Raw genomic sequence first — 23,498 nt, forward strand, 5'->3', positions numbered from 1 at the left:
CCAGTTTTTTAACGTTTTAATCTTGTGAGGAAAACCGTTAATATAAACCAAATTATCACTCAGTAGCGTTATCCCTATTCTGGAGACATTTCCTTTGATCAACGTCCTTCTTGTTGATGACCACGAACTGGTGCGCGCAGGGATACGACGCATTCTTGAAGATATTAAAGGTATTAAAGTTGCTGGCGAGGTGTGCTGTGGGGAAGATGCCGTAAAATGGTGTCGCACAAACTCGGCCGATGTGGTGCTGATGGATATGAACATGCCCGGTATTGGTGGGCTTGAAGCAACACGCAAAATCGCACGCACTTTCGTCGATACGAAAGTCATCATGCTGACCGTGCATACCGAAAATCCTCTGCCCGCGAAAGTGATGCAGGCGGGTGCTGCGGGTTACCTGAGTAAAGGCGCCGCGCCACAAGAAGTTGTCAATGCTATCCGCTCTGTGTTTGCCGGACAGCGTTACATCGCTTCCGACATTGCTCAGCAGATGGCGTTGAGTCAGATCGAACCTGAGAAAAATGAATCACCGTTCGCCAGTTTGTCTGAGCGTGAATTGCAGATTATGCTGATGATAACCAAAGGTCAGAAGGTGAATGAGATCTCGGAGCAATTGAATCTCAGCCCGAAAACGGTGAACAGCTATCGTTATCGGATGTTCAGTAAACTGAACATTCATGGTGATGTCGAACTGACTCATCTGGCCATCCGACATGGTTTGTGTAATGCGGAGACGTTGTTAAGTCAGTGAGTGATGTGTTCGATTCAAAAGCGTTTCTGAAAACCGTAACCAGCCAGCCTGGCGTCTATCGCATGTATGACGCTGGCGGTACGGTTATCTATGTTGGGAAAGCAAAAGATCTTAAAAAACGTCTCTCCAGCTATTTCCGCAGCAACCTTGCCTCCCGTAAGACCGAAGCATTGGTCTCACTCATTCAGAACATTGATGTCACCGTCACGCATACCGAAACCGAAGCGTTGCTGCTTGAACACAACTATATAAAGCTCTACCAGCCGCGCTATAACGTCCTGTTGCGTGATGATAAATCCTATCCATTTATCTTTCTGAGTGGTGATACCCATCCGCGTCTCGCCATGCACCGTGGTGCAAAGCATGCGAAAGGTGAATATTTTGGACCGTTTCCTAACGGCTATGCCGTTCGCGAGACGCTGGCGCTGCTGCAGAAAATTTTCCCGATCCGCCAGTGTGAAAATAGCGTCTACCGTAACCGATCGCGTCCGTGCCTGCAGTACCAGATTGGGCGTTGTCTGGGGCCCTGTGTTGCCGGGCTGGTGAGTGAAGAAGAGTATGCTCAGCAGGTTGATTATGTGCGCCTGTTTTTAGCTGGAAAGGACGATCAGGTATTAACGCAGCTGATCGAACGGATGGAAAAAGCCAGCGCCGCACTCGAGTTTGAAGAGGCTGCGCGGATCCGCGACCAAATCCAGGCGGTGCGCAGAGTCACTGAGAAGCAGTTTGTGTCGAACACCGGTGACGATCTTGACGTTATCGGCGTGGCCTTTGACGCCGGTATGGCCTGCGTGCATGTTCTCTTTATTCGCCAGGGCAAAGTACTTGGCAGCCGCAGCTATTTCCCAAAAGTACCTGGTGGTACCGAACTGGGTGAAGTGGTGGAAACCTTTGTCGGCCAGTTCTATCTGCAGGGGAGCCAGATGCGCACGCTGCCTTCTGAGATCCTGCTTGATTTTAACCTCGGTGATAAAACGCTGTTGGCCGATTCACTTTCTGAACTCGCTGGCCGTCGGGTTAATGTACAAACCAAACCGCGTGGCGATCGCGCGCGTTATCTGAAGCTGGCGCGAACCAACGCGGCGACGGCGCTCACGACGAAACTTTCTCAGCAATCTACGGTGAGCCAGCGCTTAACCGCCCTGGCGACGCTGCTGAAGCTGCCGGAAGTGAAGCGTATGGAGTGTTTCGACATCAGCCATACGATGGGTGAACAGACGGTGGCGTCCTGCGTGGTGTTTGATGTCAATGGTCCACTGCGCGCCGAGTATCGCCGCTATAACATCACCGGCATCACGCCGGGTGATGACTATGCGGCCATGAACCAGGTGCTGCGCCGTCGCTATGGTAAAGCGATTGAAGAGAGCAAAATCCCGGATGTGATCCTGATTGACGGTGGGAAAGGGCAGCTCGGCCAGGCGAAAGCGGTATTTGAATCGCTTGATGTCAGCTGGGATAAAAACCATCCGCTGCTTCTGGGGGTCGCAAAAGGGGCCGATCGCAAGGCTGGTCTGGAGACACTTTTCTTCGAACCGGAAGGTGAGGGCTTCAGCCTGCCGCCGGACTCCCCGGCGTTGCATGTCATTCAGCATATTCGCGATGAATCACACGATCATGCTATCAGCGGTCATCGCAAAAAACGGGCAAAGGTAAAAAATACCAGTACCCTGGAAACGATTGAGGGCGTGGGGCCAAAACGTCGTCAAATGCTGCTGAAATATATGGGCGGATTGCAAGGATTACTCAACGCCAGCATGGAAGAAATTGCAAAAGTGCCGGGTATTTCGCAAGGGCTGGCAGAAAAGATCTACTACTCGTTGAAACATTGAGGGCTCTGTAGCAACATAGAGCTAAATTTTACTGACAACAAACAGTTACCGTCATTATGCAATTTAATATCCCTACGTTGCTCACTCTCTTTCGTGTCGTGCTTATTCCGTTCTTTGTACTGGCGTTTTACCTGCCGGTTGTCTGGGCACCTTTCGCCTGTGCATTGATCTTCCTGATTGCAGCGGTCACCGACTGGTTTGATGGCTACCTGGCACGTCGCTGGAATCAAAGTACCCGTTTTGGTGCCTTTCTCGATCCCGTTGCTGATAAAGTGATGGTCGCTATCGCGATGGTGCTGGTGGCCGAGCATTATCATACCTGGTGGGTAACACTGCCTGCGGCGACGATGATCGGCCGTGAAATTATTATCTCTGCACTGCGTGAGTGGATGGCGGAACTGGGGAAACGCAGCAGCGTGGCGGTCTCCTGGATTGGTAAAGTGAAAACAACCGCACAAATGGCGGCACTGGTCTGGATGCTCTGGCGTCCGAACGCCTGGGTTGAGTGGGCGGGGATTGGCCTGCTGTGGGTTGCGGCAGTGCTGACGCTGTGGTCAATGCTGCAATATTTAAACGCTGCCCGCGGGGATTTGCTTGATCAGTGATCGTTTCGCCGTAATTTTCAGCAAACGATCCAGGGATGCAAAAAATAACGTTGACTCATAACGTCATATCAGTAGAATGCAACGCATCGAACGGCGGCACAGCAAGCCGGACGATAATGAAATCAAGTGGTTAGAAGTCAACTTGATGACATGCGGGAATAGCTCAGTTGGTAGAGCACGACCTTGCCAAGGTCGGGGTCGCGAGTTCGAGTCTCGTTTCCCGCTCCAGATTAAAGACATGCGCAGTAGCGGGTGTCAGTTTGAAAGATTTAACGGCGCGTTAGCAAAGCGGTTATGTAGCGGATTGCAAATCCGTCTAGTCCGGTTCGACTCCGGAACGCGCCTCCACTTTCTTCCCTGGCCGGATGGTGGAATCGGTAGACACAAGGGATTTAAAATCCCTCGGCGTTCGCGCTGTGTGGGTTCAAGTCCCACTCCGGCTACCATGGGAACAGAAGAATAAAATCAATGATAAGCAGTGTCGTATAAACCACCGAAAGGTGGTTTTTTATTGTCCTTTTTCGCCATTCGCCATTCAGCTTCGCCATAAGAAGAGGGCATCACTGCCTCCCAACCACCGGCACAACAGAAATTTTTCGGTTATATCTCGCCGTTTGAGATGCGTTTTTATGGCCTGAAATTTCCTGCTTCTCATGAAGCGTTCCTTCAAGATCAGATATCCCTTTGGCTTTTAGATCGTGGAATGTGAAGTTGAATTCGAGATCAGGAAATTTTTACGCAGCAGCCTTTTTTGCTTTCATCCACTGAGCATTGAACGCATCACTCGTATAGCGAGATCCTGATTGCTGGTGAATTATATAAAGGCTAGGTGCCCGTAATCAGCGCTCTCAAAAAACTGGTCGATATGACCGGAGAGATTGGCCTTTTCCTGGATGTTTTTTAATGCGGCTTCGTATTTAGCCCAGATAAGAGAACGGGGGAATCCAGAGGACAGATCTGCACAGCACCACCCGTTGCCGGTTGGAATTCGCATTTAGACTTACCTCGGTAAACGCGTGGAGGGTAAATACTGACTGCTGGGTTTTTCCGCTTTCCGGCAGGGGTATTCGCAAAGATGCATTGCATTAGTACCCCTGTCAGATCGTCGATTTATTTTGCATTCAGGTTGTCAGAAATATCTATGCTGGCTACAGACTGGACTTTCCAGGCCCCGTCTTCTTTTATCATGCAGTCAATAACGGTATGATCGCGCTTCTTGCCAAAGGATATATACACCTGCATGCACACGGCATCGTAATCAATCGCTCTGGCAATAACCGTTCCCCAGTCATCTTCATAGCCCTGGGCCTTTATGAACATATCGGCGTCTGGAACGTCGTATTCATTCGGATCAAGCTTGTCCATGGCTTTAAGCTTACTAATGGTATCGCGGCTTACATACTGACTGAGTGCGTCATAATCCGTAAGTGGCTCTTTCCCGATCATTATCTGAGAGATGTACCACTTATTAAACTGCAGTGCCGCCTTAGCTTCCGGCGGTAAGGTTTGAGCAGCATAAGCCAGAGGCGGCAGCAGCAGAGCTGCGAGTATTATTTTTTTCATGTTATTCATGCCTGTAAATTGCGTACGCTGGTTTTACTTCTCTGTACTCCGGGCCTGGATACATTGTCCGCTGCACAAAATCGGAGTACCAGACGCCATTTCCGTCATAAATGCATGCATGGCCGTATTGATGATGCGCAGTAGCCTGGATAACAGCAACATCCCCCTCGATCGGTTCGCCGTAAACTTGTCTAAAGCCAGCCAATATTAAATTGCTTTTCATGTCTTTCGCGTAATGCGTGTTATGCAGATTTGCGCCACCAGCACGAATGGCATTGGATACGAATTCTGCGCATCTTTTCTGGCTATGCAGTCCAGCGTGGTTGCGAGCAAAAACTACAGCTTTATGGGCATTCCACATAATTTCTATCCCTGTAATTTGAATGAATAACAAGGGAAACATTACGCCGATAAGTTGCTCTTTTTTGTAATGAATAATGAGGTGATATTAACCACTATCCATAGAATTTATGTAAGCCTATCAAACAATAACCTAACCTGATGCCAGCAGATTGCGGTTTTTTTATGGACAAAACAAAGTGCCCTATAAACACAATCTGATGAATGTACTGGTCATGCTGTTTACCAATCCGCCGGAGGCTCTGCGCATTCTCGCCTTTATGTTTGCTGGTGGTTTTATTCGCTGGTGTATGGGGGCTGATGCTGATGCTGATGCTGGGGCTGGGGTTATAGCCATGCTGAAAGCTCCTTTTCAGTTAGTTTGACGTGATCGTCAGAGACTAATAAATCAGCATAACCAGACCTTCTCAAGGCATTGCGTGCTATACATATCGTGAATAACATATTGTTATTTATAGAAAATAATTTTTATGCATACACCAGTATCGAATCATACACCACCTAAATACGCCTTCCTCACCTCCTGATTGCCCAGCAGCTCCTCGCCGCTACCGCTCAGGCGGATCTGGCCATTAACCATCACATATCCCCGGTCAGAAAGTTTCAGCGCATGGTGAGCATTCTGCTCGACCAGAAAAATCGTCATGCCGTTGCGGGCCAGCTCGCGCAGCGTCTGGAAGATCTGTTTTACCACAATGGGTGCCAGCCCAAGACTCGGTTCATCCAGCAGCAGCAATTTCGGGCGACTCATCAGTGCCCGGGCAATGGCCAGCATCTGTTGTTCGCCACCGGACATGGTCATCGCGCGCTGCTTGCGACGCTCTTTGAGGCGCGGAAACAGGTCAAACATGGTTTGCATATCTTCAGTCGCAAATTGATTGCCGATGGGGATAGTCCCCATCAGCAGGTTTTCTTCAACCGTCATATCAGGGAAGATACGTCGTCCTTCTGGTGCCTGGGCGATACCCCCAGATGCAACGTAATGAGTCGATTTATGGCTAATGTCCTCTCCGCAGAAAAGGATCTGTCCGTCACGAATACGGGGCTGGCCAAAGATGGACATCAGCAATGTCGATTTACCCGCACCGTTTGCACCAATCAGCGCCACGGTTTCACCCTTATTGACCTCCAGGGAAACCTGTTTCAGCGCCTGGATGACACCGTAGAACACATCCACCTGCCGAAATTCAAGCATCGTTTCGCTCACAGGTTAACCTCGCTTTCTTCGGTTCCCAGATAGGCCGCAATCACCTTTTCATCATGCTGGATCTGCTCGGGTTTTCCTCTCGCAATAACATCGCCGTGGTCGAGTACGATAATGTCGTCCGATATCTCCATCACCATTCCCATATCATGTTCAATCAACAATACTGTGATGTCGTGATGATCGCGCAGAAAACGAATAATGCTGCTCAGCTTATGTGTTTCTACCGGGTTAAGCCCGGCTGCGGGTTCATCCAGGCAGATCATTTCCGGCCCGGTACACATTGCCCGCGCGATTTCCAGACGCCGCTGTTGCCCGTACGACATCTCTCCCGCCAGGCGATTGGCGCACTCCACCAGATCAACCACCTCCAGCCAGTAGAAGGCTCTGTCCAGGGCGTCACTCTCCGCTCGGCGGTATGCCGGCGTATTTAAGATCCCGGCAAGAAGATTGCGGTTAACGCGCATATGCTGTGCGACCAGCAGGTTTTCCACGACCGACATCTCGCGAAAAAGGCGGATATTTTGAAACGTGCGCGCTAGTCCGGCGCGGTTGACCAGGTGGGTTCCGCCAAACATTTTGTAGAAAAGACGCTGCCCAAACTGCGCGGGGTTAATCCAGTCACCTGGCTGGAATTTTTGCCCGAGAACCTGAATGACGTTGGTCGTTTTACTGCGGGTGTTAAATAAAATAGTCCCACCTGAAGCTCTATAGAAGCCCGTCAGACAGTTAAACACAGTCGTTTTTCCTGCCCCGTTTGGGCCGATCAAAGCGGTAATGGAACCGCGATTGACCTCGAGGTTAACGTCGTTTAACGCCTTAATCCCGCCGAAGTGCATCATCAGATGCTCAACGCGCAATATCATATCGTTCATGGCGCAACGCCCTTACGCACGGCAAATCCGCTGCGGTTAATGCGGATCAAACCGCGTGGACGCCAGATCATCATCACCACCATCAGCATGCCAAACAGCAGGACCCGGTACTCGGCAAAACTGCGCAGCAACTCGGGCGTGACGGTAAGCACAAAGGCCGCCAGCACGACGCCAAGCGTAGAGCCCATGCCGCCCAGCACCACGATGGCGAGGATTAACGCCGATTCAAAAAACGTAAATGAGGTCGGATTCACGAAGCCCTGGTAAGTTGCAAAGAACACCCCGGCAATCCCGGCGGTCGACGCACCGAGCGTAAAGGCCGAAAGCTTGACCAGAACATGGTTCAACCCCATTGAGCGACAGGCGATTTCGTCTTCGCGCAATGCTTCCCACGCCCGGCCAATCGGCATCCGCGTCAGGCGGTGCTTAATATAGAGCACCAGCATCACCACCAGAAACAGCACCGCATAGATGAATATAAACTTCATGTTCGGGTTGTAGGTCAGGTGGAAAAATTCATGGAAGGGCACACCTCCTTCTTTAGCCCGTCGGCCAAACTCCAGACCGAAAAAGGTGGGGGGAGGGGCTGAAACGCCATTGGGCCCTCCGGTGAAGGTCAGCCAGTTGTTCAGGATCAGACGAATGATCTCCCCAAACCCGAGGGTCACGATGGCCAGATAGTCACCATGCATGCGCAGCACCGGGAAACCGAGCAGGGCACCTGCGGCAGCGGCCATGATTGCCGCCAGCGGTAGCATGCTCCAGAAGCCTAACCCAAGATACTGATAACCCAGTGCCAGGCCATAAGCACCGATGGCATAGAACGCGACATATCCCAGGTCCAGCAGACCGGCCAGACCCACGACGATGTTCAGGCCCAAACCAAGAAGCACGTAGATCAGCCCGAGAATGGCGACGGTCAGCACATATTTGGTGGCGACAAACGGGAAGCAAATCGCAAGGGTAATCACCAGAGGAATAATCCAGCGCATGCGGCTTTTGTATTCCGGGGGGCGGACATACACGCCCGCGCTATCGGCTTCAAAGCGTGACTGGAAACGGGCTCCGGTGGCAGTACCCAAAAAAGCGCTCAACAGAAAGCGCCCCAGCATCACAATGCCAACCATCCAGGCCAGTCGCTGCCCGGCGAAGTTAAAGCTGTACCCGTCCAGCACCACGCCCGCAATTGGGCCGAAGATAATCAGCGCAATCAGCCCGGAAAAAATGGCGTCCAGAGTGCAGCGCTTGAGAGAAAAATCGTGGGTTGTCATCGTTGCTCCCTCACACTTTGGCCACAATCGGGCGACCAAGCAGTCCCTGAGGACGGAAAATAAGGATCATCACCAGGAGCCCAAACGAGAACACATCTTTATAGTCCGAGTTCACCATGCCCGAGAACTGAGCTTCCGCCACGCCGAGAATAAGTCCGCCGAGCATTGCCCCGGGCAGGGAACCGATGCCGCCGAGTACCGCCGCGGTAAAGGCTTTGATGCCAATGACAAATCCGACGTAGAAATCAAAGGTGCCGTAATTCATGGTGATGAGCACACCCGCCAGACCCGCCATTGCCGCGCCGATGACAAAGACCAGCGAAATAATCCGGTCGGTGTTTATCCCCAGAATGGAGGCCATTTTGCGGTCCTGTTGCACCGCGCGGCACATCCGTCCCAGGCGGGTATGGTTGATTATCCAGGTGAGTATCAGCATGCCGGCAAACGAGGCGACCAGAATAAACACTTTGGTATAGGTTATCTGAACGAACCCTTCCCCCAGATGCAGGCGAATAACGCCATCCAGCATGGTTGGAACTCCTTGCTGGCGCGGACCCTGGCTCAACTGCGCGTAGTTTTGCAGAATAAGCGACATACCGATAGCGGAGATCAGGGGCGCCAGGCGCGTGGAGTTCCGCAGTGGTTTATAGGCAATTCGTTCGATGGTCCAGCCGTAAACCCCGGTCACCACAATGGTGAAAACCAGCGTCCCGAGGATCAGCAGCGGGAAAGACTGCAGCCCGAAGAAGGAAAGCAGCGCCAGGCCAATAGCGCAGAGATAGGCGGAAATCATATACACTTCGCCGTGGGCGAAATTGATCATGCCGATGATGCCATACACCATGGTGTAGCCGATGGCGATCAGGCCGTAGACGGACCCCAGCGTTAAGCCATTAATTAACTGTTGCAGGAAGAATGTACTCATCTTAGCGCGCTCGTTTTTATAGGCTGCGCGAATTACGCAGCCTGATGTTTATTACGCGCCGACAGGCTGGCCTGCCGGCGTTGAGCGTGATTCCGTCCCGTTACTGCACTTCCTTATATTTTCCTTTGTCGTCCCACTGGTAAACCACGTAGTCAGACACTTTCAGATCGCCTTTGCTGTCCCAGGCTTTTTTGCCCATCACCGTATCGACGGCATTGGCTTTCAGCCACTCGCTGGCTTTGGCAGAGTCCTTGCCACCGGTGGCTTTGAAGGCAGCTGCAATGGCCTGTACAGAGGCATAGGAATAGAGGGTGTAACCTTCGGGTTCGAATTTACCGGCACGGAATTTCTCGATAACCGCTTTACCGTCCGGGATCAGGCGCGGATCTTTACCGAAGGTCATGTAAATGCCGTTGGTGTATTGTGGGCCACCCGCTGCGGTTACCATCTCTTCGTTGACAATACAGTCGCCGGAGAAGAATTTCGCCTGTACACCCTGTTCGCGCATTTGACGAACCAGCGGGCCCGCTTCCGGATGGCAGCCCCCAAAGAACACCACGTCCGGTTTTTGCGCGCCAATCTTCGTCACCAGCGCGTTAAAGTCTTTTTCACCACGTGATAGCCCCTCATACATCACATCCTGAACGCCACGTTTCGCCAGTGCCGCTTTGGTGGCGTCAGCCAGACCCTGACCGTAGGTATCTTTATCGTGAATGATCACCACACGTTTGGCTTTCAGCTTGTCGATGATGAAGTCGCTGGCGACCTGGCCCTGCTGGTCATCGCGTCCGCACATGCGGAACATGTCGCTCATACCGCGTTCAGTAATCAGCGGGTTGGTCGAGCCGGGAGTGATGGCAATAATCCCCGCATCGCTGTAAACCTCGGAGGCGGGCATGGTGGAAGAGGAGCAGAAGTGGCCGACCACGGCGTTGACTTTATCCTGGTCCACCAGACGGTTAGCAACAGCCACAGCCTGTTTCGGCTCGCAGGCGTCATCCCCCTGAACCAGTTTGATCTTCTCCCCGTTAATGCCGCCAGCAGCATTAATGTCTTCAGCGGCTTGCGTTGCGCCGTGCCAGTACTGATCGCCATAGGTGGCATTGGGGCCTGTGAACGGTCCGGCGACACCAATCACAATATCTGCCTGGGCGGAAAATGCGGTCACCAGGCAACCGGCCAACACAAGAGAAAGAGGCGTTCTGATAAATTTCAGCGACATTATTATGTTCCTTAGCAAAGAGGTTTTTGCACCACGGCGTATACCCAAACGCCCGACGGCGCAGCCAGTCCAAAACACGAGCAAGAACAAAATGCACTAAACGAACAAGATCCAGACTGCATCCTGCGTGATACGGCGAGGTTTCCATGCGCAACTTCGCGCGAAGAACATTAAGCAAAAACGTTGCCAGAATGGTTAACCCATTGATGGGTTTGCGACATGTTTGAGTATAGAGCCCCGTGTTATGTCGCCTTGCGGGAGGAGAAGAAATTACAGCGGAGATCACATATCGTTAACAATAAAGCCCATAAGTTGTGCAGGAGTCACGATTTGCACGTTTTTGCAGCAATAAAGACCTAAACTTCAACCCGGAAAGGTGTGCGATATGTGGTAGGATCCTTTCCTTTTTATCAGGAGTGTCAGCGATGACTGAAGGCCCATTGAATGAAAGCGAAATGGAGTGGCTTGAAGAGACATTAATGTCTTACGGTCACGACGATGCGTCCGTGATTGACGTCTCCGAACTGGACGGCATGCTTACCGCAGTGCTTTCTGGCCCCGTTGTCGTCGAGCCCGATACCTGGCTGGTGGCGGTGTGGGGTGGCGAGAAATACATTCCACGCTGGAAAAACGATCGTGAGATGAACCGTTTTATCGATCTCTGCTTTAAGCATATGAACGATATCGCCGAGCGCCTGAGCGAATACCCGGATCAGTTTGAACCGATGTTTGGTTACAACGACGTGGACGGTGAAAGCTATACCGTTGTGGAAGAGTGGTGCTACGGCTATATGCGCGGCGTGGCACTGACGGACTGGTCTGCCTTGCCGGAAGATCTAAAGGCCGATCTGGATGTGATTGCGCTGCACGGTACTGAAGAGAACAGCGAGAAGCTGGATGCGCTGACAGAAGAGGAATATAAAGCCAGCATTGAAAGCATCCAGCCTGCGGCACTGCGTTTGTACAATTATTGGGTGAACAACCCGCAGCAACCGGAAGCGAAGAAGCCGATTGTGAATGGGGCGAAGGTCGGGCGTAACGATCCGTGTCCTTGCGGCAGCGGGAAGAAGTTTAAGAGCTGCTGTTTGCACTGATAAAAAAGGGGCTGATGATAGCCCCTTTTTTAGTTAACCCACTTCCGGCAGCATTCCCGCAGCAATCAAAACTTGCACCAGAATAATCACCACGCCACAGCCAAACACGATACACAGCAGCGGTTTTCCCCCCGCCACGCGATACCCTTGCTGAGGATGTTGCTGACGGCTCTTCCATGCCAGCAGGGAAGGGAGCAACAGGGCAAGGATCGACAGTGCCACCCCCGCGTAACCCAGCGCCATCACAAACCCGCGTGGGTAAAACAGCGCAAAGGCCAGTGGCGGCAGGAAGGTGATTGCGCCTGTCTGCAACCGACCAGCCGCGGTATTGCGACGCTGGAACAGGTCAGCCAGGTAATCAAACAGGCCCAGCGCAACACCCAGGAACGACGTGGCCAGTGCCAGGTCGGCAAACAGATGAACCGCCAGTTCCACATGTGGGGAGGTCACAACCTCGCGCAGTGCCAGCAGAAAACCATTCAGGCCAGCGTGTTGCGCCATCAGTCCAATAAAGGTCGAAGAGTCAATGCTGCCCAGCGTTACCAGTTGCCAGAAAATATAGGCAATCAGGGGGATTGCGCTGCCGATAACAAAGACACGGCGCAGCTTGCGAATATCACCGTTCATATAGCTCACAATGCTCGGCACGCTGCCGTGGAAACCAAACGAAGTGAAAATGACCGGGATTGCGGAAAGCGCCAGCCCTTTTTCCAGCGGCAGCGTCAGCAGGTTGACCTTGTGTACATGTGGTGCGAGCAGTACCAGCATCACAATCAGGAACAGAATTTTGGCGCTGAACAGAAAACGGTTAAACAGATCGACCAGCGACGTCCCCACGCAGACCACGCCACCGCCAATGAGCGCAAAGAAAATGGCGCCCGTTGCCGGGGTAATATCGGAGCCGAACCAGTCATTGACGCTGGAGGCGATGAGCTCCCCGGCACCGCTGATATAGGCGGCAGTCAGAGCGTACATCAGGAACATCATGCTAAAGCCGGTTATCCACTGACCGTAGCGTCCCAGGTAGCGTGCTGCAAGAGAACCCAGACCGGTGTCGGCTGGCACATGCTGATACACCTCAAGCAACAACAGTGCGGTGTAGCACATTAACGCCCAGAGCATGCCAAGTAGCAGCAAGGTCATCCCAAACCCCACGCCTGCGGCTGCCAGGGGCATTGCCAGCATTCCTGCTCCAATCGTCGTTCCGGCGACGATAAAAATACTTCCCAGGGTTCTGTTTTTCACGCTTTCCTCTACAACGATTCGTAACCGCGACAAAATCTGCGGCGCAGAGTAAGGGAAAAGCGGTAACTCGTCAAATCACCGTTACAAGTGGTGTAATGAAAGGTTTACAAAATTGAGCGCTCTGCGATCATGCATGGGGCGTCATCCAGACGTAACGTTAATAAGGGGAACAGGAAATACAATGAGGGTTTTGATGCAGGGAATGTGAGTAAAAAAACGCGGTGCCGGAAACCGGCACCGCGGTAATATTAATTCTGCGTATCGAGGGTAGAAAGTTCTTTATCAATAAAGTAAAGACCTTCGCCAGATTTACCCACCAGAGATAATTTATCCAGGACGGATTTAAACAGCTTCTCTTCTTCGTGCTGTTCAGCAACATACCATTGCAGGAAGTTAAAGGTTGGATAATCCTGGCTGGTCATCGCCGCATGAACCAGTTCGTTAATTTTCTGTGTGATTAATTGTTCGTGCTCGTAGGTCGCGCGGAACAGTTCATCGAGAGAAGTGTACTCAGCAAATGGTGATGCCACGTTCTCAATGCGCGGCAGGGCGCCGGTATCTGTCAGATAATCAAACAGACGTTGCATATGAGTCATCTCTTCCTGAGCGTGACGACGCAGAAACGCAGCCGCGCCTTCGAAACTGTGGTAGCTGCACCAGGCGCTCATCTGCTGGTAGAGCAGGGACGAAAAAAGCTCAAGGTTCATTTGTGCATTGAGCTTGTCGATCATTTCAGTTTTCAGCATAGTGGCGCTCCCGGTTATTATTTCTGATTCACAATGAGCGATACTATAATTTGTTATTTAATTATTTGCAAAACGTAAAATTTTTATTTCTTTATTTAAAATACGAATGGGAATAAAACGCATTGACGATTTTTATATTTATCAATGAGGATTATTTTTGTTCGTAATGAAATAAACTGCCAGCAAACACTGGCAGTCCTGATTAATACCACGGATTATTTGACTTAGGGTTAACGGCAAAACCCATACATTTATACTGGATAGTCACGCTCTCGTTCAGACACAGAGAGCCGCTAATCAGCGTGCAGGTTTTGATGGGCTGGCCATAGGCAGAGGCGGTGGCATACCCCATGCTCTGACACGCTTTTGCCGCCGTACCGTTATTCACATACTCATCAGAATACGCATTTTGTAGCGCCGCCTGGCCGTAGTCGAGGCGGACTATGCCGTTGGGCGCGTCGAGACTACTGACCTCAGCCTGGCGGTTAATGCTACACCCCGCGAGCAGCAGGATCGTGCCAGCTACGATGACTCTTTTCATGGTTCGCTCTGAATGGATGGAAATACGTTATCGTACCTGCAGATGTCTGCTGCAATGCCTGGAATAGCCGGACAATCTGCCCTCTCTCTTTGCAACGGAATTGAATGTAATCCGCATCCGGTACATTTTATATTGGCGGTTTTTTTGTACCTGAACGTGACGAAGGGGAGATAAAAGAGCCTGCGTTTTGCTACTATGGCGGCCTTTAAATAAGGAGAAAGCCCCCATGTCTCAAAACCTGAGTGCCGATCAGGAACTGGTCTCTGACGTTGTCGCCTGTCAGCTGGTTATCAAACAAATTCTTGATGTCCTGGACGTTATTGCGCCGGTTGAAGTGCGCGAGAAGATGTCAACTCAGCTGAAAAACATTGATTTCGCCAGTCATCCGGCAGCGGCTGATCCGGTTACGCTTCGTGCCATCCAGAAAGCCATTGCGCTGATTGAGCTGCGATTCACGCCGCAGAGTGAGTCTCACTGAAGAGTGGAAATGGGCGACAGTTTTTGTCGCCCTTCAATGCCATCAGAAGAACGTCTGGACCAGCAGGTAGCTTGCCGCGCACGCGCAACTTACGCCAATCAACCCTGGCAGAATAAAGCTGTGGTTGATGATAAATTTGCCGATGCGGGTCGTTCCTGAACGGTCAAAACCGATACAGGCCAAATCACTTGGGTAGGTTGGCAGGACAAAATACCCATATGACGCCGGGAAAAAGGCGATCAGCATTTTCGGCTCAATACCCAACATCAGGCCCATGGGCGCAACGGCCGTTAGCGCTGCGGCCTGGCTGTTCACCAGCTTCGACACCAGAAACAGTACAATGGCATACGTCCACGGGTGGCTTTTCACAACGCCTTCCAGCGCCAGTTTTAACTCGTCAAGATGCGCCTGGAAAAAGGTATCACTCATCCACGCCACGCCGAACACCGAGAAGATCGCCACCATTCCGGCTTTGAATACCGCACCGTTAGAAATAGCAGAGGCATTGACCTTGCAGGCCATCAGCATTACGGCGCCTGCAATTAACATCATCATCTGAATGACAAGGTTCATCGACAGCGCCGTCATTTTGCCTTTCAGTTCAAAGGCGGGGCGCAATTCCGGGAATGCACCCAGCAGAACTACTACGGCAATACCGGCAAAGAAAATCCACGTGGACCAGTAGGCTTGTTTTGGAAAACGTTGATTCATTAACGTCTCTGTTCCGCCATAGATAAACTCGCGCTGCTTTGGATCTTTAAGCTTCTCCTGAAAATCCATGTCGTCGGCCAGATCTTTCCCGCGTCGCAAACTCCACAGGGCAGCGATGGCAACACCGAAAAGTGAAGCAGGAACTGACACGGCAAGTATTTCAAGTATCCCCCACGCATGGCCAATTCCATGCTGAGCGCCCAGGATGGACACCAGCGATACAACGGCAACGGAAACCGGTGATGCCGTAATCGCCATCTGTGAGGCAACGGATGCAACCGCCATTGGACGTTCCGGACGGATCCCTTTTTTCAGGGCGATATCTGCAATGATCGGGAACATGGTGTAGACCACATGTCCGGTGCCACACAGAAAAGTCAGCATCCAGGTGGTAAAGGGGGCGAGAAGTGTGATGTGCTGTGGGTGTTTACGCAGCAGACGCTCTGCAAATTGCATCATGACATTGAGACCGCCTGCGGTCTGCAGAGTAGCAGCGCAACCAATCACCGCGAGGATGGTCAACATGACGTCAACCGGGGGCTTGCCAGGTTGCAACCCAAAAACAAAACACAAAATAAAAAGACCAATACCGCTTATTAACCCCAGCCCCATGCCGCCGAAACGTGTACCTGTCAGCAAGCAGAGGAGAATGACAACAAACTCAATGGTGATCATGATGCTCCCTCGTCAATGATTATGTAATTAAATAAATCATTACATGTTGTATGGATAATCATTGGGAGCAAGATCTGATTTGTTAAATTTCAGCAAAAGCAGAAGGTTGGCGGTGAGAAGGAAATCCTGCCCCCGGGCGGGAGCAGGTTAAAAGGGATCAGTGATGTTGCACCGTGACAATGTCGAGCAGGTGACGGTCAGTTTGTTCCGGGCATAACCCTGCCTGTCGCGCATTGCGCAGTTCATCCGCCAGTATCTTCAGTAGCATACCGTCCTGCTGCTGTTCTTTGTCCATGTCGCGTAAGAATTTAAGGGTGGTAGTGTCTTGCTGCGCTCTGGCTTCATCGGCCAGTTTACTGAGTGTGGCGCAACGTTGTTCATACTCTTCAAGCGTTTTCTGGAACAGTTCTTCCAGGGAAGAGTAGTCATCGTTAATGGTATCAAGGGCTTTAACGACTGGATTGGCGCCAACGGCCTTCATGAAGTTAAAGACGCGCATCATGTGCGTGACGTTACTTTGTGCCTGAGTACGGAAGAATGTTGCTGAACCCGTAAGACTGTTCTCAGCACACCACGCACTTAAGTGAAGGTGCAGATTGGACGCATAGAACTCAAGGTTCATCTGCGCATTCAGTTTTTGCATCATCGTTGGGGTAGCCATACTCATATCCTTATTGACTGTGGGACGTGATGTCCACTGCTTAACCTGAGCGTCGGGCAATGACGAATAATTCGCAGAAATACAATTTCCGCAGTAACTAAAATCGACCGAAAATTCACTTCCTGTGTTCGATATAAATAAGCATACCCTTGTCTCCGGGGTAAGAAAACTCCTAAACACCTTATGTTTACCATACATTACAAAAATTAAAATACTACAAATTTGCAAATAGATTGCCACAAAATAAATATAATATAACTCATTGATAAATAATGTTTGTTGCGAATTCTTGCGTGCTAATATACTTCCGTAAATATTAAGTTGGAATAATGCTCTGAGAAAAAATGAAATACGGATTATTCATTGCTAATATATGATGCGCTGGAAAAATTGCGCTAAATCAATTTCTGCAGAATAACCGTCCTGTGTGGTTCCTGTTCATTTGTGATGAAGCGCAGTTTGATCCTTTTTTTACGTTGGTTGCCATTTTGCCCGGCGGACGGTGTCAGGGATTTCTTAGCTAATCTTATGGATAATTCTGCTTAGCCCTCTTTCATTTGTCTGACAAATCATGCCTTTTTTATGTCATTTTTCGCTGAATTTATGTACGCAATTACTGTAATTCTGCGGTGTGATGGGGCTCTCTTATGGATGATTAATTTCCCGCTAAAACTATCACCAGCAATAACGCTTATGACGAGGTAAGCGCTAATGCCTTGTTTTAAGTCCGATTAAATAAGAAGCGCGCACATATTCCCTACAGAAAAGAATGCTAAAGCTGGAGTTTACCATGCACAAATTTACTAAAGCGCTGGCGGCCATCGGTCTGGCTGCCGTTATGTCACAATCCGCTATCGCTGAGAATTTAAAACTCGGTTTTTTGGTAAAACAGCCCGAAGAGCCCTGGTTCCAGACTGAGTGGAAATTCGCAGATAAAGCCGGAAAAGATTTAGGTTTTGAAGTGATTAAAATCGCCGTGCCTGACGGTGAAAAAACCCTGAATGCCATCGACAGCCTGGCGGCCAGCGGTGCGAAAGGTTTCGTTATCTGCACACCCGATCCAAAACTGGGGTCGGCGATTGCGGCGAAAGCGCGTGGTTACGACATGAAAGTCATTGCGGTAGACGATCAGTTCGTTAACGCCAAAGGTAAACCGATGGACAGCGTCCCTCTGGTGATGATGGCGGCGACCAAAATCGGTGAGCGTCAGGGCCAGGAACTCTATAAAGAGATGCAAAAGCGTGGCTGGGATGTGAAAGAAACCGCTGTGATGGCCATTACTGCGGACGAACTGGACACGGCACGTCGTCGTACTACCGGTTCCATGGACGCGCTGAAAGCAGCCGGGTTCCCGGAAAAACAGATCTATAAAGTCCCAACCAAATCCAACGATATTCCGGGCGCTTTCGACGCAGCGAACTCTATGCTGGTTCAGCATCCGGAAGTGAAACATTGGCTGGTGGTTGGGATGAACGACAACACCGTGCTGGGCGGGGTACGTGCGACGGAAGGTCAGGGCTTCAAAGCACCTGACGTGATCGGGATTGGCATCAACGGCGTTGACGCCGTCAGCGAACTGTCCAAAGCGCAGGCCACTGGCTTCTATGGCTCTCTGCTGCCAAGCCCGGACGTTCACGGCTACAAATCCAGTGAGATGCTCTACAACTGGGTAACCAAAGGGGCTGAACCGCCGAAATTTACCGAAGTGACCGACGTGGTGTTGATCACCCGTGACAACTTCAAAGAGGAACTGGCGAAAAAAGGACTGGGCGGTAAGTAATACGCTGTGATTGTGCCCCTCATTCCTGTGAGGGGCCAGATGTACACACTACTGGAATCACGGAGACGTTATGCAACAGTCTGAGCCGTATCTCTCTTTTCGCGGCATCGGTAAAACTTTCCCCGGTGTTAATGCGCTGACCGATATCAGTTTCGACTGCTATGCCGGCCAGGTTCATGCCCTGATGGGGGAAAACGGCGCGGGAAAATCCACGCTGTTGAAAATCCTCAGCGGCAACTACACGCCGACGACCGGCACGCTGGCTATACGCGGAGACGAGGTGGCGTTTGCCGATACCACGGCGGCGCTCAACGCCGGGGTAGCCATTATTTATCAGGAACTGCACCTCATCCCTGAGATGACCGTGGCAGAAAACATCTATTTAGGACAGCTTCCGCATAAAAGCGGCGTGGTGAATCGTTCGCTACTTAATTATGAAGCGGGGCTGCAGCTTAAACATCTTGGCCTGGACGTCGATCCTCAGACGCCACTGAAATATCTCTCTATTGGTCAGTGGCAGATGGTTGAAATTGCTAAGGCGCTGGCGCGTAACGCCCGAATCATAGCCTTCGATGAACCCACCAGTTCGCTCTCCGCGCGTGAAATCGAAAATTTGTTCCGTGTGATCCGCGAATTGCGTCAGGAAGGCCGCACCATTTTGTACGTTTCGCACCGTATGGAAGAGATATTCGCCCTGAGTGATGCCATTACCGTCTTTAAAGACGGACGCTATGTGCGCACCTTTACCGACATGCAACAGGTTAACCATGACCAGCTTGTTCAGGCGATGGTTGGCCGCGAGTTGGGTGACATTTATCACTGGCAGCCGCGCGAGTATGGCCCTGAACGCCTGCGTCTGGATAGCGTAAAAGCGCCAGGCGTGCGTTCGCCAATCTCCTTGTCAGTACGCAGCGGTGAAATCGTCGGACTGTTTGGCCTGGTGGGGGCAGGGCGCAGCGAGTTGATGAAAGGGTTATTCGGCGGCACCCGGATTACCGAAGGTCAGGTTTCTATTGATGGCGAGCGGGTAGATATCCAGAAACCGGCCCACGCGATCAGGGCCGGGATGATGCTCTGCCCGGAAGACCGTAAAGCGGAGGGGATTATTCCTGTTCATTCGGTGCGCGATAACATCAATATTTCCGCCCGCCGTAAGTTTATCCGCGCAGGTTGCCTGATTAACGATAGCTGGGAGTCGAGCAACGCCGACCACCATATTCGTTCGCTGAATATCAAAACGCCTGGCCCGGAACAGCTGATCATGAATCTCTCCGGCGGAAACCAGCAGAAGGCTATTTTAGGCCGCTGGCTGTCGGAAGACATGAAGGTCATTTTATTAGATGAGCCAACGCGCGGTATTGATGTGGGGGCAAAACACGAAATTTATAACGTGATCTATGAACTGGCAAAACGCGGCGTGGCGGTGCTCTTCGCCTCCAGCGATCTGCCGGAGGTGCTTGGCGTTGCCGACCGCATTGTCGTGATGCGTGAAGGTGAAATTGCCGGTGAATTACTTCATGAACAGGCGAATGAACAACAGGCGTTGAACCTCGCCATGCCTAAAGTCAGCCAGGCTGTCGCCTGAGTAAGGAGTTAATGATGTCCTCTGTTACTACATCCGGAGTGCCGAAGTCGGCTTTCAGTTTTGGACGCATCTGGGATCAGTACGGCATGCTGGTGGTCTTTGCCGCGCTGTTCCTCGCCTGTGCGATCTTTGTTCCTAATTTTGCCACCTTCATTAATATGAAAGGGCTGGGGTTGGCCATTTCCATGTCAGGGATGGTGGCCTGCGGCATGCTCTTCTGTCTGGCCTCCGGCGATTTTGACCTGTCGGTGGCGTCTGTTATTGCCTGCGCGGGTGTGACTACCGCAGTGGTGATCAACATGACTGAAAGCCTGTGGATCGGCGTCCTGGCCGGTCTGTTACTGGGCGTCATCAGCGGTCTGGTCAACGGTTTTGTCATTGCGCGTCTGAAGATAAACGCCCTGATCACCACGCTTGCCACAATGCAAATTGTCCGAGGCCTGGCCTATATTATTTCTGACGGTAAAGCGGTGGGGATTGAAGACGAGCGCTTCTTTACACTGGGTTATGCCAACTGGTTGGGGTTGCCTGCACCTATCTGGCTGACCGTTGCCTGCCTGATCCTGTTCGGTTTTCTGCTCAACCGGACCACCTTCGGCCGTAATACACTGGCGATTGGTGGCAATGAAGAAGCGGCGCGTCTGGCTGGGGTACCAGTCGTGCGAACCAAGATTATTATCTTTGTGCTTTCGGGGCTGGTTTCTGCTGCCGCGGGGATTATTCTGGCATCACGCATGACCAGTGGCCAGCCCATGACCTCTATCGGTTATGAGCTGATCGTCATTTCGGCCTGCGTTTTAGGGGGCGTTTCCCTTAAAGGCGGCATCGGAAAAATCTCATATGTGGTGGCCGGTATCTTGATCTTAGGGACGGTAGAGAACGCCATGAACCTGCTGAATATTTCTCCGTTCTCTCAGTACGTGGTCCGTGGTCTAATCCTGCTGGCAGCGGTGATTTTCGACCGTTACAAGCAAAAAGCGAAGCGTACCGTATAACGCTTTTTTCCGTCTTTTATTGCTCAACTTATAACCTTAGTTGACCCCTTAACCGCCTCGCCAGTAAAACTGGCGGGGCGGTTGTCAAATGGCGAGCCACGTCACACTGTCTATACTTACATGGCTATGAAAGAGGTAAAGGCGTTTACCTCTCGCAAACCGTAAGGAGGAAAAGGGTGGCTGACTTGTTAACCGCACCGCCTGTACTGTCCGGACACTATGCTTTCTTTTTTGATCTCGACGGCACGCTCGCCGGGATAAAACCGCACCCTGATCAGGTGGCTATTCCGGATGCGGTATTACAGGATTTGCATCAGCTCTCGCTTATGAATGAGAGAGCACTGGCATTGATATCAGGGCGCTCAATGGCCGAGCTGGATATGCTCGCCAGTCCTTACCACTTTCCGTTGGCCGGTGTACACGGAGCGGAGCGCCGCGACATCCATGATCAAACGCATATCGTTTCACTCCCCGATGCACTCACGCAATGGCTCCAGAAGCAACTGTCTGCTGCACTGGCAGAACTGCCGGGCACAGAACTGGAAGCCAAAGGTATGGCCTTTGCTCTGCATTATCGCCAGGCTCCACAATATGAAGAGCGTGTGCTTACCCTTGCCAGAGAAATTGCGAACGCGCATCCGCAACTGGCGTTACAGCCGGGTAAATGCGTGGTGGAGCTAAAACCGCAAGGGATCAATAAAGGCGCGGCCATCACCGCGTTTATGGCGACACCGCCTTTCAAAGGCCGGACACCCGTTTTCATTGGGGATGACCTGACCGACGAGACAGGGTTCCGCGTGGTGAATCAGGCCAGAGGGATCTCCGTTAAGGTTGGACCCGGCGAGACTGTTGCCCAATGGCGGCTGGCGGATGTCGCCAGCGTCTGGCAGTGGATATCTGACATCGCTAACCAGCAACAACAACAAATAGCGCAAAACCAAGGGGGAAACCATTATGGGTCGCTTAGTCGTCGTCTCTAACCGAATCGCGCCGCCTGATGATAAAAAAGTCAGCGCGGGTGGCCTGGCGGTAGGGGTGTTAGGTGCCTTAAAAGCTGCTGGCGGGCTGTGGTTTGGCTGGAGTGGTGAAATTAGTGAAGACGAAAAACCGCTCAAAAAAGTGACGCGCGGAAATATTACGTGGGCATCGTTCGCGTTAAAAGAGAAAGACTATGACGAGTATTACTCGCAGTTCTCGAATGCCGTCCTGTGGCCTGCATTTCACTACCGTCTTGACCTGGTTAAATTCCAGCGTGAATCCTTCGAAGGCTACACGCGAGTCAACGCGCTGCTGGCGGATAAACTGCTGCCTTTAATCGAAGAAGACGATATTTTATGGATCCACGATTATCATCTGCTCCCCTTCGCCAGAGAGTTGCGGGAAAGGGGCGTAAATAACCGGATTGGTTTTTTCCTGCATATCCCGTTCCCGACACCGGAGATTTTTACCGCGTTACCCCCCCATGAAGCGTTGCTGGAGGCGCTATGTGATTACGACTTACTGGGCTTCCAGACTGAAAATGATCGCCTTGCGTTTCTGGATTCCGTATCAGGTAAAACGCGGCTGGTGACCAAAGGTGGGAAAACGCATACTGCCTGGGGGAAAACATTCCACACCGACGTGTATCCGATAGGGATTGAACCCGACGAGATTGCGGAGCAGGCCTCTGGCCCGTTGCCACCCAAGCTGGCCCAGCTTAAGAATGAACTCAAGCATGTTAAAAATATCTTCTCGGTAGAGCGTCTTGATTATTCCAAAGGGTTACCGGAACGTTTTCTGGCGTATGAAACGCTGCTGGATAAATACCCTCAACACCACGGTAAAATCCGTTATACCCAGATAGCGCCAACGTCACGCGGTGAAGTTCAGGCCTACCAGGATATTCGGCACCAACTGGAGACAGAAGCAGGGCGCATCAATGGCCGCTACGGCCAACTGGGCTGGACACCGCTCTTTTATCTTAATCAACACTTTGACCGTAAAATCCTGATGAAAGTCTTCCGCTATGCGGATGTTGGCCTGGTCACGCCGCTGCGTGACGGGATGAACCTGGTGGCGAAAGAGTATGTGGCGGCCCAGGATCCTGCCGACCCTGGTGTACTGGTGCTCTCACAATTTGCCGGGGCGGCAAATGAACTCACCTCAGCGCTTATCGTGAATCCTTACGATCGGGATGATGTGGCTAATGCACTGAACCGCGCCCTGACTATGCCGCTAACGGAGCGTATTTCCCGGCATGCTGAGATGATGGAGACAATCAGCAAGAACGACATTAATCACTGGCAAGCTCAATTTATTCGGGATTTACGTGATATTGCCCCGAACAGCAGGGAAGGTGATCTGCAAAAAAAGATCGCGACATTTCCTAAACTCGCCTGATTT

General features: G+C 51.5%; 23 protein-coding genes and 3 tRNA genes. 14 read left to right on the forward strand and 12 right to left on the reverse strand.

Translation table 11 applies throughout. The features are described from left to right. Positions 1 to 94: 94 nt before the first annotated feature. From uvrY to WB237_RS03080, 6 genes are all read left to right on the forward strand, one after another. Positions 95 to 751 carry a UvrY/SirA/GacA family response regulator transcription factor gene (uvrY, locus tag WB237_RS03055; protein WP_023330806.1) on the forward strand — a complete coding sequence of 219 codons (657 nt, stop codon included), beginning with the start codon at positions 95 to 97 and terminating at the stop codon, positions 749 to 751. After that, entirely contained in the window at positions 748 to 2,580 is a 1,833-nt protein-coding gene (gene uvrC / locus WB237_RS03060) for an excinuclease ABC subunit UvrC (RefSeq protein WP_336210174.1), read from the forward strand. Before uvrY ends, uvrC begins: the two co-directional genes overlap by 4 nt. A gap of 56 nt (positions 2,581 to 2,636) precedes the next feature. Next, positions 2,637 to 3,185 (forward strand): CDP-diacylglycerol--glycerol-3-phosphate 3-phosphatidyltransferase, encoded by a 549-nt coding sequence (gene pgsA, locus WB237_RS03065; RefSeq protein ID WP_028019572.1) that lies wholly within the window; start codon positions 2,637 to 2,639, stop codon positions 3,183 to 3,185. 152 nt (positions 3,186 to 3,337) lie between these two features. Further along, positions 3,338 to 3,413 (forward strand) — tRNA-Gly (locus tag WB237_RS03070). Between the two features lie 46 nt (positions 3,414 to 3,459). Further along, positions 3,460 to 3,533 (forward strand) — tRNA-Cys (locus WB237_RS03075). An 11-nt stretch (positions 3,534 to 3,544) separates the two neighbouring features. Next, positions 3,545 to 3,631: transfer RNA gene (locus WB237_RS03080), tRNA-Leu, on the forward strand. Positions 3,632 to 4,295: 664 nt separating this feature from the next. Here WB237_RS03080 and WB237_RS03085 read toward each other — a convergent pair. Further along, on the reverse strand, positions 4,296 to 4,748 hold the full coding sequence (locus WB237_RS03085) for a DUF3828 domain-containing protein (RefSeq protein ID WP_336210178.1): 453 nt from the start codon (positions 4,746 to 4,748) through the stop codon (positions 4,296 to 4,298). A 1-nt stretch (position 4,749) separates the two neighbouring features. After that, positions 4,750 to 5,109, reverse strand: coding sequence for a CHAP domain-containing protein (locus WB237_RS03090; RefSeq protein ID WP_336210181.1), 360 nt, complete (start codon positions 5,107 to 5,109; stop codon positions 4,750 to 4,752). 178 nt (positions 5,110 to 5,287) lie between these two features. Here WB237_RS03090 and WB237_RS03095 point away from each other — a divergent pair, with 178 nt between their 5' ends. Next, positions 5,288 to 5,473, forward strand: coding sequence for a hypothetical protein (locus WB237_RS03095; RefSeq protein ID WP_336210184.1), 186 nt, complete (start codon positions 5,288 to 5,290; stop codon positions 5,471 to 5,473). Between the two features lie 125 nt (positions 5,474 to 5,598). On the opposite strand, the gene WB237_RS03100 is transcribed toward WB237_RS03095, so the two are convergent. The 5 genes from WB237_RS03100 to WB237_RS03120 form a co-directional block, all read right to left on the reverse strand. Continuing rightward, positions 5,599 to 6,315, reverse strand: coding sequence for an ABC transporter ATP-binding protein (locus WB237_RS03100; protein ID WP_336210187.1), 717 nt, complete (start codon positions 6,313 to 6,315; stop codon positions 5,599 to 5,601). Further along, entirely contained in the window at positions 6,312 to 7,187 is an 876-nt protein-coding gene (locus tag WB237_RS03105) for an ABC transporter ATP-binding protein (protein WP_114979698.1), read from the reverse strand. The genes WB237_RS03100 and WB237_RS03105 overlap by 4 nt, the downstream gene beginning before the upstream one ends. After that, complete coding sequence (gene livM, locus WB237_RS03110; protein ID WP_336210192.1) at positions 7,184 to 8,458, reverse strand: high-affinity branched-chain amino acid ABC transporter permease LivM; 1,275 nt, start codon at positions 8,456 to 8,458, stop codon at positions 7,184 to 7,186. The genes WB237_RS03105 and livM overlap by 4 nt, the downstream gene beginning before the upstream one ends. Positions 8,459 to 8,468: 10 nt before the next feature. Next, positions 8,469 to 9,383: an ABC transporter permease subunit gene (locus tag WB237_RS03115; RefSeq protein WP_129995523.1), complete on the reverse strand. Its 915-nt coding sequence runs from the start codon at positions 9,381 to 9,383 to the stop codon at positions 8,469 to 8,471. 100 nt (positions 9,384 to 9,483) lie between these two features. Further along, complete coding sequence (locus WB237_RS03120; RefSeq protein ID WP_028021355.1) at positions 9,484 to 10,605, reverse strand: branched-chain amino acid ABC transporter substrate-binding protein; 1,122 nt, start codon at positions 10,603 to 10,605, stop codon at positions 9,484 to 9,486. 425 nt (positions 10,606 to 11,030) lie between these two features. Between WB237_RS03120 and WB237_RS03125 the strand changes: the two genes are divergently transcribed. Beyond that, positions 11,031 to 11,699: a YecA/YgfB family protein gene (locus WB237_RS03125; protein WP_028018591.1), complete on the forward strand. Its 669-nt coding sequence runs from the start codon at positions 11,031 to 11,033 to the stop codon at positions 11,697 to 11,699. 33 nt (positions 11,700 to 11,732) lie between these two features. Here WB237_RS03125 and tyrP read toward each other — a convergent pair whose 3' ends face one another. The 3 genes from tyrP to yecR form a co-directional block, all read right to left on the reverse strand. Beyond that, a complete protein-coding gene (gene tyrP / locus WB237_RS03130; RefSeq protein WP_114979694.1) occupies positions 11,733 to 12,944 on the reverse strand; it encodes a tyrosine transporter TyrP in 1,212 nt (403 codons plus the stop codon). Between the two features lie 248 nt (positions 12,945 to 13,192). Continuing rightward, positions 13,193 to 13,690: a non-heme ferritin gene (gene ftnA / locus WB237_RS03135; protein ID WP_336210197.1), complete on the reverse strand. Its 498-nt coding sequence runs from the start codon at positions 13,688 to 13,690 to the stop codon at positions 13,193 to 13,195. Positions 13,691 to 13,892: 202 nt separating this feature from the next. Continuing rightward, positions 13,893 to 14,231, reverse strand: coding sequence for a YecR family lipoprotein (yecR, locus tag WB237_RS03140; protein WP_028018594.1), 339 nt, complete (start codon positions 14,229 to 14,231; stop codon positions 13,893 to 13,895). A gap of 226 nt (positions 14,232 to 14,457) precedes the next feature. On the opposite strand from yecR, the gene WB237_RS03145 reads away from it, so the two are divergent. Further along, positions 14,458 to 14,709, forward strand: a complete 252-nt coding sequence (locus WB237_RS03145; protein WP_028018595.1) for a DUF2766 family protein — start codon at positions 14,458 to 14,460, stop codon at positions 14,707 to 14,709. Between the two features lie 42 nt (positions 14,710 to 14,751). Here WB237_RS03145 and WB237_RS03150 read toward each other — a convergent pair whose 3' ends face one another. Together WB237_RS03150 and WB237_RS03155 are read right to left on the reverse strand one after the other, a co-directional pair. Beyond that, the gene (locus WB237_RS03150) at positions 14,752 to 16,095 is read right to left on the reverse strand and encodes an anaerobic C4-dicarboxylate transporter (protein ID WP_028018596.1); all 1,344 of its coding nucleotides are present in this window, start codon (positions 16,093 to 16,095) and stop codon (positions 14,752 to 14,754) included. A 157-nt stretch (positions 16,096 to 16,252) separates the two neighbouring features. Next, complete coding sequence (locus WB237_RS03155) at positions 16,253 to 16,756, reverse strand: non-heme ferritin-like protein (protein ID WP_336210201.1); 504 nt, start codon at positions 16,754 to 16,756, stop codon at positions 16,253 to 16,255. Positions 16,757 to 17,546: 790 nt separating this feature from the next. Here WB237_RS03155 and araF point away from each other — a divergent pair. The 5 genes from araF (at position 17,547) to otsA (ending at position 23,495) form a co-directional block, all read left to right on the forward strand. Further along, positions 17,547 to 18,536, forward strand: coding sequence for an arabinose ABC transporter substrate-binding protein AraF (gene araF, locus WB237_RS03160; protein ID WP_008500409.1), 990 nt, complete (start codon positions 17,547 to 17,549; stop codon positions 18,534 to 18,536). Positions 18,537 to 18,606: 70 nt separating this feature from the next. Further along, the gene (gene araG / locus WB237_RS03165; protein ID WP_336210204.1) at positions 18,607 to 20,121 is read left to right on the forward strand and encodes an L-arabinose ABC transporter ATP-binding protein AraG; all 1,515 of its coding nucleotides are present in this window, start codon (positions 18,607 to 18,609) and stop codon (positions 20,119 to 20,121) included. Between the two features lie 14 nt (positions 20,122 to 20,135). Next, positions 20,136 to 21,116 carry an L-arabinose ABC transporter permease AraH gene (araH, locus tag WB237_RS03170; protein ID WP_032666953.1) on the forward strand — a complete coding sequence of 327 codons (981 nt, stop codon included), beginning with the start codon at positions 20,136 to 20,138 and terminating at the stop codon, positions 21,114 to 21,116. A gap of 176 nt (positions 21,117 to 21,292) precedes the next feature. After that, positions 21,293 to 22,096, forward strand: coding sequence for a trehalose-phosphatase (otsB, locus tag WB237_RS03175; protein ID WP_336210207.1), 804 nt, complete (start codon positions 21,293 to 21,295; stop codon positions 22,094 to 22,096). Continuing rightward, positions 22,071 to 23,495 (forward strand): alpha,alpha-trehalose-phosphate synthase, encoded by a 1,425-nt coding sequence (gene otsA / locus WB237_RS03180; protein ID WP_336210209.1) that lies wholly within the window; start codon positions 22,071 to 22,073, stop codon positions 23,493 to 23,495. The genes otsB and otsA overlap by 26 nt, the downstream gene beginning before the upstream one ends. The last annotated feature ends 3 nt before the right edge of the window (positions 23,496 to 23,498 follow it).

It is taken from the genome of Enterobacter sp. P82 (assembly GCF_037053385.1).
In the GTDB taxonomy this organism is placed as follows: domain Bacteria; phylum Pseudomonadota; class Gammaproteobacteria; order Enterobacterales; family Enterobacteriaceae; genus Enterobacter.